The sequence below is a fragment of the Chloroflexus sp. MS-G genome, assembly GCF_000735195.1.
In the GTDB taxonomy this organism is placed as follows: domain Bacteria; phylum Chloroflexota; class Chloroflexia; order Chloroflexales; family Chloroflexaceae; genus Chloroflexus.
Genome location: NZ_JPIM01000136.1, coordinates 1 through 11,022, shown reverse-complemented (window position 1 = coordinate 11,022; position 11,022 = coordinate 1). Strand labels below are relative to the sequence as shown.

Sequence of the window (11,022 nt, the reverse complement as noted above, 5' to 3'; positions counted from 1 at the left end):
CGTACCCCGGTGGCAGCGGGGGTCATCGGTAGCAGATGCGTGCGGTTCGTCGCTATCACGCCATCGTCGAACAGACCTCATCGAATGTACCCCAATGTATCCCAAAGCAAAAACCTCTCGCGCAGGCCTGGCAACGTTGACGATCACGGTAGGTTTATGGTAAGATAAGGGCCGTTGCTCGGTAAACGGAACAGGTAAAGGAGAGCGCTGTGAGCGCAAAGAAAATGAAAGTATTACTCCTCCGGGATGTAGAGCACCTGGGGAAAGCAGGTGAAATCAAAGATGTAAGCGGTGGTTTTGGCCGTAATTATCTGCTGCCAAAAGGGTTTGCAGTTTTGGCAACCAAGAGCCACATTAAGCAGGCTGAGGAACGGCTGGCTGCTCAGCGTCGGCGAGCAGAAGCGGCTCGCAGAGAAGCTGAAGCACTGGCAGCCAAACTGTCAGCACTGACGTTAACATTTACGGCGAAAGTCGGTGAGCAAGATCGGCTTTACGGTTCGGTTACCAATGCCGACATCGCTACGAAACTGCGTGAAGAGGCCGGCATCGAGATTGACCGGCGCAAAATTGCGTTGGAAGACCCGATCAAGCGTACCGGTGAATATGAGGTACTGGTAGAACTGGCCGGTGGTATTACTGCAACTCTTAAGGTAGTGGTTGTCGGCGAATAATTCACACGTATCATAATCACTGAGTTTTGCCAATGTGCCGCATATTGCGGCACATTGGCGTTTTATAAACGTGATGTGGATAACTGGTGGGAAACAGGGGAAAAACGGTGGAAAAGCGGGAAGATCGGATTGAACGTAGCGTTCCCTTTGATTTACAGGCAGAGCGGGCAACCCTTGGCTCGATCTTGCTTGAACGTGACGCCATCATCGCTGTCGCCGGTTGGCTCCCTGCCGAATACTTTTACCTGGAAAAGCATGCCCTGATTTACGAGGCGATGCTGGCCTGCTACAACCGGCGGGAACCGGCGGATCTAGCTACCGTTGCCGCCGAACTTCGCCGACGTGGTCAGCTTGAATTGGTTGGCGGCCTGACCATGCTGAGTGAGCTGGTCACCGAAGTACCAACCGCAGTGCACATTGAATATTATGCTCGGATTGTTGAACGAACGGCTCTCTTGCGTCGCCTGATCGAGGCTGGCGGTCGAATCGCAGCGATGGGCTACGACGAATCAAGTGATCTCGAAGAGACCCTTGATCGAGCGGAAGCAGAACTCTTTGCGGTCTCGCAGCGGCGCAACAATCAAGACTTTGTCCATATTGGTCGGGTGGTCAATACGCTCTTCGCTCAGATCGAGTCGATGCAGGAGCGGCGTGGTGAGGTTATAGGGGTGCCGACCGGTTACCCTGACCTCGATGCACTGACCGGTGGGTTGCAACCCAGTGACCTGATCATTCTCGCGGCTCGGCCTAGCGTTGGGAAAACCTCGCTCGCTCTCTCGCTGGCCTACAATGTGGCGTTTCAGACCAATGGCACGGTCGCTATCTTCAGCTTGGAGATGAGCCGTGAACAACTGGTTCAGCGTATGCTGGCAATGCATACCGGTATTGACATGCAACGCTTACGCACCGGTAATCTACGCGGTGAAGAGCTGAGTTTAGCAATCGAAGGACTTGGTGTCCTCTCCGAACTCCCTATCTACATTGAAGACACGCCAGGGCTGAGTATCACCGATGTTCGTGCTCGCGCTCGTCGGTTACACAGTGAAGTGGGCATTACCTTGGTGATGATCGACTACCTGCAATTGATGTCGGGGCGACGCACCGATAATCGGGTGCAAGAGGTCAGCGACATCAGTCGTGGGCTGAAAGCACTGGCCCGCGAACTGAATGTACCGGTGATTGCCCTTTCTCAGCTCTCGCGTGCGGTGGAGGGGCGACAAAACCATGTGCCAATGCTCAGCGACCTACGCGAGTCGGGATCAATTGAGCAAGACGCCGACATTGTGATGTTTATTTATCGTGAGGAATTATACGATAAAGACACAGATAAGAAAGGGATAGCCGAGATTCATATCGCGAAACATCGCAATGGCCCGCTTGGGGTCATTCCATTGCGTTTTGAGTCGCGCACGACCCGCTTCCAGAATCTTGAGCGTTATAAGGCGCCAGAAGGGTTCTGAGTGCCTGTCTGAAAAACTCGTCGTCATACGTCACGATACGACAGAGTTGTATGGCGGGGCAAGGTGGCGCTAAAAGAAAGTCACCGCCTCATTCCTGCGGATGAGCCGCCCTGTCAGGTAGAAAAAAGGGGTAAAGCTACCAGGCTTTGCTATGCTTGAACGCTCTTGCCAAAATTACTCCGATATGGTAGTATATAGGGCGCGAAGGCGGGTAGCTCAATTGGCAGAGCAGTGGCCTCCAAATCCACCGGTTGCAGGTTCAAGTCCTGTCCCGCCTGCCAATTTTTATGCCGGCCAGCCAGTCGGGGGCGTGGCAGAGTCCGGTTTAATGCGTCGGTCTTGAAAACCGAAGGACGTAGCAATGCGTCCCGTGGGTTCGAATCCCACCGCCCCCTCCATAATCTGATACGGGGAGGTCGCATAGTGGCTGAGTGCGGCGGTTTGCTAAACCGCTAGGGGGGCAACCCCCTCGAGGGTTCGAATCCCTCTCTCCCCGCCACCAGCACTCGCAGTTATCGCGAGTGCGTTTTTTATTGCTTATTCTCTTTTCTATCGTATCGCTACTGCCTGACTGGGAAAGCGTTAAATGCCTCTCCCCCATTTTCCTTCCTCTCCCAAACTGAGCAAGGAAGGGGATGCTCCGGTCGGGTTTAGAATTCATTCCTCCCACTGCAATGACAAGGCATCATTGGCGAGACCACGGAAGCGTGGTCACAGACTATTGTCAGAACAGGACAATACGAACCTTCGCACACAGGGACGGGTTGAGCACACCCGCCCCTATCACCCCTGAGACGAGATGGTCTTGCCTACAAGACACGAATGCCTTCCCACCACGGCTAACGCTCACGTAAGCGCCGTTTCACCGCATTGTCAAGATCGGCAATAGTAATGCCGTACACGTCTAGCAATGCTGCTGGTGTCAGTTCTTTACTTAGATTACCGAAGGTTGTTCCGAAACCGACAGAGAATAGAGGCATCCGGTCGATCACTCTGTCTGTTGGTACGTTGCTGAAGAAGCGGTAGAACTGCACGAATGAGTCCATACCGTAGGTTTCAATCAGGTAACGTACCGTCTCACCTGAGAAGATATACTCATAGCCTACACTTTGTCCGAGGATATCATAATCACCCAGACGCTCGGCACCGGTAAGTTGTTCTAGACTCAACCGATCTAGCCAGCCATCTTCAAGCAGAGAACGACGGAGGTCGGGAGTAAGTTGATCGGCAAAATACATGGCCGCACCTTCGACAAGCCAGATTGGCGTGAAGAAGCGGGTTTCGCGAGCAAGCGCTAGATGAACTAATTCGTGCCTGATGGTAGCCAGTCGGCCGAAGGCACCATTGTCATCAGGTTGGCGGCTAAATGCTTCGCCGTTGATGTAGAATGCGCGCCCAATAACTTGTATCTGATCATCAGTAAGGTGATACAATGACAACGCTGCACCGAGCGTTCGCGATCCCAAACGAGTTTGGTTGTGAAAGTCATCCTGCGTTGGTATGAAGTAGAGAACGAATCGCTCCTCTAGAAGTAGGCCAGTGGTTTGCAGATCGCGATAGGCCTGCTCACATTCCTGAGCTACTTTGTTCAGGATCGTTTCAGCACCCGGTCTTGAGATGATCAGGAAATGCGGTGTTTCCTGCACAATAACGTCGTCAGTCCACCAGAAGGGTGGAACATCCTCCAGTTCATACGAGCCGATAATCCACTGATCCTGTTGCCATTCGAAAGTATAGCGTACAGTATGCTGGAAGGGATTATTCTGGGAAATACCTCGCAACTGATAACGCAGGAAAACGGCGATCCTTTCAATCCGTCCTCTTTCCCAATCTTGGTCGACCAGTACGGTTGAGGGCGATATACTCAACTGATAGGTATGCAGAGGGAGTTGCTGGCTGCGCATGAAGATTGTTTGCTGTTCCTGCTGCAAGTCGGTCGCGAATGTTGCCAAGTATGCGTTCAGGTCACCGGTAATCACCGCGTTGGCCTGCCGTTCGAGCACACTCGTCAGTTCGCGCAGAACAAGCTGTTTCGCGGTAGGTGTCACGGTTGGCGGTGGTACATCACTACTTGCTGAAGTGATGGCAGCGCTGACCAGACCTGATCTATTGAAGCGAAGGGTGGCAGTGGCGTAAGTGGGAAAGACGAACCTCATTTCGGCTAGCTGTTGCGGACGCGGAAATGCGATCTCACCCACATATGCCTGACCGGGAAGCCAGCCTTTGGGAGGGGAAATGCCTTCCATCAGACTGGTACTCACTTGCAATGGTTTATACGCCGCAAACTCGGCATCGAGCAGGCGTGCATCATTGCCTGTCAGCCCTTTCCCTAGATAGTACTCTCGTTGCAGCGTATTCACGAAAGCGAGGGTAAAGATGATCTTGTCTTCGGTCAGGGTAAGGGAGTCTACGCGAAGAATGATTGGCACTAGTGCTCTCTGCGAGCTATACAGCTCAAGTGTTATAGAGTATGTTCCCGTGGGAGGTTGGAGTGCCGATGGCATCGGTTGATCGAGTCGAAAGCTAATCGGCTCATACCAGGGAACCTGCAACTGGTATGGTTCACCACCCTGTGGGATGGGAAACACCACATCGCCAACATTTGCCTGGCCGGGTACAAAGCCGTCTGACGGCGAAAGCAATCGCAAATTGTCGCTAAACTCGATTGCTTCATATTCGTTACCTGCCGCATCAGATAGCCGGAGATCGCGTCTGATAAGACCACCAGTGATGTAGGCTTCTTTGTCGGCAACGTTGCGAAAGCCAATGTGCAGGATCAAATGTTCGTCGGTCAAGGTTGCGTGGTAGAGGATGAAATGAACGTTCTTCAGAGCGCCCTGTGTGCTGGAAGCCTGTTTATTAATGAGATAGCTTCCTTTCACTGGAGCTGGAACAATAGTAGATTGTGGGCGCGGCGGAAGTGTGGGTTCTGACTGAGATGAGGTCATTTCTGGCGATAGTGCAGCGACCGGAGAAGATGGTTTAGGTAATTCAGCAATTGTGGAAGTAGCTTCAGGAACCGTAGTTACCGAGGGGATTGTTCCAGTACAAGCGGTCGTGATGAGCAACAGAACACCTGCTACCAGTGCCAGGAAGGCGTTGAGCTTCATACATGCATCTCCTTGAACGTGGGTCACGCACCTGTGCGGAGATAACGACGATATTGCTCTGCTACGATTAGGCAGTGAGCATCGTTATGGAATGTACAAAACGCGCATTCGCCATGATTAAGTTGAGAGATTGAGGACGGCAATGTGTGAAACTGACAGAGAATGCTCAAACCTACCGTGCTGCATCGAGCAAGACATCGTGCCGTACAGATCACAGAGGGCGGAGATGTAGTGAGGAGCGTGACGAATGAACAACCTGTTCCTACCTGATTCAATTACCAGAACAACAATCGTCGGTTAACTGGGTTGTAAGAAGATGTATTCTGGGTACATCGATACTGTATCACATGTAAACATATACCAACAAGACGCGATTAAAATAGAATTAGTGAAGAACTATTCACTAATAATCGTATTTTTAACCAGACATTCTTAGGGATATATGAAATAATCGCAGTATCAATGATAAATACTTCTAATTTAGGACGTTCAATCATCGGGTTTCCAATACTTGAATACAACGCTTGGCAAGAGCAGATCGACTATTCCAAATACCGGCATTCAGGTTTCATTCGTTACCCTTCCGCAAATGACGATACCTGCTCCGGGCAGGCAATGAAACTACAGACATCACTCATACAGGCGAGACCGGTTGCCACCTCGCTCGCTGACCTTTCTTTACCTCTCATCCTATGCTGGCAGCGTTGAAAATCCTATTTCCATCCTACGACTGACGACAATCGCTCGCAATCTGGTTTATACTGCTTTGACGATATTTGCCTTGTCAGGAGTTGGTATGTACCACCTGCGTCTCTTATTTCCCTACATCTATCGCTACCGTCATCGGATGATCGCCGGTCTCCTGGTGGCAGCGTTTGGCGCAGCGGTCAGTGCGCTAAGCCCGCTCGTATTGCGGCTGGCAGTTGACAGCCTGGCGGATGGGACCATTGAGCCGCACCGACTGCTCTGGTTTGGTGACGCATTGATCGGTTTGGCAGTAATCGATGGTGGTATGAAGTTCGTCCAACGGATGTTGATTGCTGTCACTTCATACCGGATCGAGAATGATCTGCGGGCCGATCTGTTCGACCGACTGCTAAGCTTTGATCAAATGTTTTACCAACAGAACTATACCGGTGACCTAATGGCCCGCCTCACCAACGATTTGAGCGCGGTAAGACAATTTCTTGGGCCTGGCTTAAATGGCGCAGCTACGGCAGTGTTGACGTTTCTGGCGGCGACTGTTTTGATGATGCTCGTTGATCCTCTGCTTGCACTGATTGTGGTATTGCTATTGCCGATGGTAACGATTGTGTTTGTTGCTATCGGTGGGCGGATGCGGCAGGCCTTTCACCGTGTACAGAATCAGTTCGGTGTCCTATCAACACGGGCTCAAGAGAACTTTGCCGGGATTCGAACAGTGAAGGCATTTGCGCAAGAAGAAGCTGAGATTGCTGTCTTTACTGCTGACAATGAGCGCTACCGTAAACTCAATCTCCACTATGTGTTACTTTCCGGTACGCTATGGCCAGCAATGACCCTCTGTCTAGGCTTGATTACTGCTCTGATTTTGTTGGTTGGTGGTCAGCAGGTCGCTGCCGGTACCCTTACTATCGGTGAGCTGGTACAGTTCAATGCCTACCTGGCTCTCCTGGCGTTTCCAATGATTATTTTGGGATGGATGGTCAATTTATTCCAACAAGCAACCGCATCACTCGAACGTTTGAATGATATTTTGCGTTATCAACCGATGATCAGCTCACCATCAACCCCACGGTTACCGCCTGGTTATGGATCAATCGAGTTTCGCAAGGTTGGAGTACGCGCCAATCACAGCGATCAGTGGTTGCTCCGCGATTTGTCGTTTCAGGTACCGGCGGGGAAGGTGTTGGCAGTTGTCGGTGCTACTGGCGCAGGCAAGACGACCCTGGTTAACTTGCTGGGCAGAGTCCGTGATCCCGATGAAGGACAGGTACTGATCGATGGGATCGATGTACGTGAACTTGAGCTGGCAGCTCTGCGTCGAATGATCGGGTATGTGCCTCAGGAGAGTTTTCTGTTCAGCATGCCGCTGCGTGAGAATATCGGTTTTGGAGTGGCAACGGTTGATCCGGCACGACTTGACCATGTGATCGAGATGTCACGACTGAGCAACGACCTCGATCAATTTCCTGATGGAATCGACACAATGGTGGGTGAACGTGGTGTTACTTTATCCGGTGGTCAGAAACAGCGGGTGGCAATCGCACGTGCGTTGATTCGCGATCCACGCATCTTGATACTCGATGATGCGCTAAGTAGTGTTGATACCCACACTGCTGCTCAAATCCTGGCCGGTCTGCGGGCTGAAATGAACGGACGGACGACAATCATCATCGCGCAGCGAATTGCAACGGTACGCGATGCCGATCAGATCATCGTGCTTGACGATGGTCAGATTGTTGAACGCGGTTCGCATCAAGAGCTGTTAGCGCGCAACGGACGCTATGCAGCCATGTATCGTCGGGAGCTGCTGGCGGCTGAGCTTGAACGTGAAGAATAAAGACGAGGAATCATAACCCTGTGTTACCGCAGCTAAGGAGTTTCACGTGGTACATCATGCTAATGATGACACCATTCTTGGTAAAGCCTATGATGGGCGCTTAGTACGTCGGTTGGCGAAGTATGTGATGCCTTATTGGCGGCAATTCAGTGTGGCAATTTTACTGCTGATCGGGGCGATTCTGTCTGATCTGCTACCACCATTGTTGCTCCAGCGCGCCATTGATGGCCCGATTCGGGCTGGTGCAGTTGATGGTGTCTGGCCCTATTTTGTAGCCTTCGTTAGTACACTGCTGATAAATTTTGTATTTCGCTACAGTCATTCCTATTTCATCAACAGTGTTGGTCAGCAGGTTATGAAGGATTTACGGGTTGCGATCTTTCGTCACGTTCAGTACCTGAGCCTCTCTTTCTTCAATCGCAATCCGGTAGGGCGTTTAATCACTCGGATTACGAATGACGTTGACGCACTTAATGAATTTCTGACCCAGGGTGTGGTAATGATTGTAGCCGACCTGCTGACCCTGGTCGGGATTATCGTGGTAATGTTCGTGCTCAACTGGCGATTGGCATTGATCAGTCTGGCAACGCTGCCAGTGCTAGTACTGATCGTGTCAATCTACCAACGCTTTATGCGGGCTACCTACCGGTTAGTACGGCAGCGATTGGCCCGAATCAATGCGTTTCTCAGCGAACAGATCAGTGGGATACTGGTAACACAACTCTTCAACGCCGAGGAACGCAGTCGAATGGCGTTTGCCCGTTTGAGCGATGATTATATGCAGGCCAACATTCGGTCAGTGCTCATCTTCGCGATCTTCATACCGTCGGTTAATCTCTTGGCCGCAATTGGTACAGCAGCACTGCTCTGGGGTGGGGGCAATGGTGTATTAGCCGGTTGGGCATCGCTCGGTATGCTAGTCGCTTTCATTCAATATCTTGAACGTGCCTTTCAGCCGATCCGTAATCTAGCTGAGCGGTATACAGTCTTGCAATCGGCAATGGCCTCGGCAGAACGGATTTTTGCAGTACTCGATACCGAGGCTGAAGTGCGCGATCCAGTACACCCCCGCTCATTGCCGACGCCGGTACGAGGCGAGATCGAACTGCGTAACGTTGTGTTTGGCTACCATCCGAATGAGCCGGTACTGCGCGGGATCAACCTCCATATCCCGGCCGGACAATCAGTTGCAATCGTGGGGGCAACCGGCGCCGGTAAAAGCTCATTGGTCGGTCTCCTCGCCCGCTTTTACGATGTTCAGGAAGGAAGCATTACCCTCGATGGGATCGACATTCGTGAGTTAAAGCAGGCCGAGCTACGCCGTCACATTGCCGCAGTGCCACAAGACCCGGTGTGTTTCAGCGGTACGATTGCCAGCAACATTCGTCTACACAACGATGCGATCAGTGATGAACAGGTGCGCGCTGCTGCCGAAATGGTGGGTGCCCATCGGTTTATCGAACGCTTGCCAGGTGGATACAATCATGAAGTGCGTGAGCGCGGCGCCAATCTCTCAATTGGTCAACGCCAGTTATTGGCGTTTGCCAGAGTGATTGCCTTTAATCCCGAAGTATTACTCATTCTCGATGAAGCTACCAGCAGTGTTGATACCGAGACCGAGGCCCTAATTCAAACAGCTTTGACGCGACTGATGCGTGGTCGTACCAGCATCATTATCGCCCATCGGTTAAGTACTATTCGGCATGTGGATCGGATTGTCGTGTTACACAAAGGTCGTGTGGTTGAAGATGGCACGCACGATGAGTTGCTGGCGCGGCGCGGTTACTATTACCGGTTGTATCAATTGCAGTTTGCGGGGATGACCGGATAAGCGATGGTTTGGGATGGATCACCACAGAGAGCACAGAGCAATGCTTTGGTCGTTGCGTACCTGCGTACCGTTGAGAAGCCGTGGGCATCCAACAGTACAGTAACCGGTTGGAATCACCACAGAGAGCACAGAGAGCACAGAGCAGTGCTTTGTGCGCTGAGAGAGTGTCTGAAATGTATCTGGTCGAGGGTTTTGATGTATCCTTAGATGGTATGAACGAACAAAACACACGAAAACCCTATCCTACCGACCTTACGGATGCCGAATGGCAACGGATTGCCCCCGCTCTGCCGGAACGGACGTCACCCCGAGGGCGACACCGCGTCCATGCGTACCGGGAGATTCTGAACGCTATCTTCTCTATCTTGCGCAGTGGGTGCGCCTGGCGGATGCGTCCCCACGACGTGCCCCTCTGGGAGAGCGTGTATCATTCCGTTCGGCTCTAGCGACGGGATGGAACCTGGGTGCGTATCCATGCTGCCCTCCGCACGGACGTGCGCGTTGCCGCAGGGCGAGCGGCAGAACCGAGCGCTGCGATTCTGGACCGCCAGTCGGTCACAACGACGGAAAACGGGGGCCGCGCGGGGCTGATGCTGGCAACAACGTCTACGGACGCACACGCCATCTACTGGTGGGTCCCGTGGGCGTGGTGGTGACGGTGGTGCATGCCGCCGATATCCAAGACCGGGACAGGGCACGGTTGGTGGTGGGCAACCTCCATAGGAAGCAGTCGCGCCTGCGGATGATGTGAGCCGATGGGGGCGATGCCGGCCAGGTGGTGGAATGGGCGCAGCGCGTTGGTGGCTGGCCCCTGGCCAGCAGCAAGCGTCCCGATGGGGTATCGCGCTTCCACGTGTTGCCAAGACGCTAGGTGGTGGAACGGACGGTTGCCTGGCTGGGAACGTATCGTCGCTTGCGTAAGGACGACGACGCACGCACCGATACGAGCGAAGCGCTCATGGATGCCGCCATGATTCACGTGATGGTGAGACGTTTGGCCCACATCTATGCCAACGTCTCTTCATAGAATGTTCAGACACTTTCTCAGGACGCGGGCTACAGGCCGGCGCTACCTAGGGCCGCGGCTGTTGTCAGGTCGCGGGCTAAAGCCCGGCTAAAGGCCCGCGCTACCTAGGGCCGCGGCTGTTGTCAGGTCGCGGGCTAAAGCCCGCGCTACCTAGGGCCGCGGCTGTTGTCAGGTCGCGGGCTGAAAGCCCGCGCTACCTAGGGCCGTGACTGATGTCAGGTCGCGGGCTGAAAGCCCGCGCTACAAGGCCCGCGCTCCCCAGGGCCGCGGCTGTTGTCAGGTCGCGGGCTGAAAGCCCGCGCTACAAGGCCCGCGCTACCTAGGGCCGCGGCTGTTGTCAGGTCGCGGGCTGAAAGCCCGCGCTACCTAGGGCCGTGACTG

5 protein-coding genes, 3 tRNA genes and 1 pseudogene are annotated in these 11,022 nt (G+C 53.1%); 8 read left to right on the top strand and 1 reads right to left on the bottom strand.

Features of this window, described 5'->3' with window-relative positions:
• Window positions 1–224: 224 nt before the first annotated feature.
• The 5 genes from rplI to JE47_RS0117735 all read left to right on the top strand — a co-directional run bounded on the left by rplI (window position 225) and on the right by JE47_RS0117735 (window position 2,630).
• Complete coding sequence (gene rplI / locus JE47_RS0117755; protein ID WP_031461038.1) at window positions 225–671, top strand: 50S ribosomal protein L9; 447 nt, start codon at window positions 225–227, stop codon at window positions 669–671.
• Between the two features lie 107 nt (window positions 672–778).
• Entirely contained in the window at window positions 779–2,131 is a 1,353-nt protein-coding gene (gene dnaB, locus JE47_RS0117750; RefSeq protein ID WP_031461037.1) for a replicative DNA helicase, read from the top strand.
• 205 nt (window positions 2,132–2,336) lie between these two features.
• Window positions 2,337–2,412: transfer RNA gene (locus tag JE47_RS0117745), tRNA-Trp, on the top strand.
• Window positions 2,413–2,435: 23 nt separating this feature from the next.
• Window positions 2,436–2,529: transfer RNA gene (locus JE47_RS0117740), tRNA-Ser, on the top strand.
• 11 nt (window positions 2,530–2,540) lie between these two features.
• Window positions 2,541–2,630, top strand: a tRNA-Ser gene (locus JE47_RS0117735).
• Between the two features lie 340 nt (window positions 2,631–2,970).
• Here the strand turns inward: JE47_RS0117735 and JE47_RS0117730 are convergent.
• The gene (locus tag JE47_RS0117730) at window positions 2,971–5,241 is read right to left on the bottom strand and encodes a hypothetical protein (protein ID WP_031461036.1); all 2,271 of its coding nucleotides are present in this window, start codon (window positions 5,239–5,241) and stop codon (window positions 2,971–2,973) included.
• A gap of 796 nt (window positions 5,242–6,037) precedes the next feature.
• Here JE47_RS0117730 and JE47_RS0117725 point away from each other — a divergent pair.
• The 3 genes and pseudogenes from JE47_RS0117725 to JE47_RS21090 all read left to right on the top strand — a co-directional run bounded on the left by JE47_RS0117725 (window position 6,038) and on the right by JE47_RS21090 (window position 10,641).
• The gene (locus tag JE47_RS0117725; protein WP_031461035.1) at window positions 6,038–7,783 is read left to right on the top strand and encodes an ABC transporter ATP-binding protein; all 1,746 of its coding nucleotides are present in this window, start codon (window positions 6,038–6,040) and stop codon (window positions 7,781–7,783) included.
• A 46-nt stretch (window positions 7,784–7,829) separates the two neighbouring features.
• Window positions 7,830–9,614 (top strand): ABC transporter ATP-binding protein, encoded by a 1,785-nt coding sequence (locus JE47_RS0117720; RefSeq protein WP_031461034.1) that lies wholly within the window; start codon window positions 7,830–7,832, stop codon window positions 9,612–9,614.
• A gap of 212 nt (window positions 9,615–9,826) precedes the next feature.
• Window positions 9,827–10,641 (top strand): annotated as a pseudogene (locus tag JE47_RS21090) (IS5 family transposase).
• The last annotated feature ends 381 nt before the right edge of the window (window positions 10,642–11,022 follow it).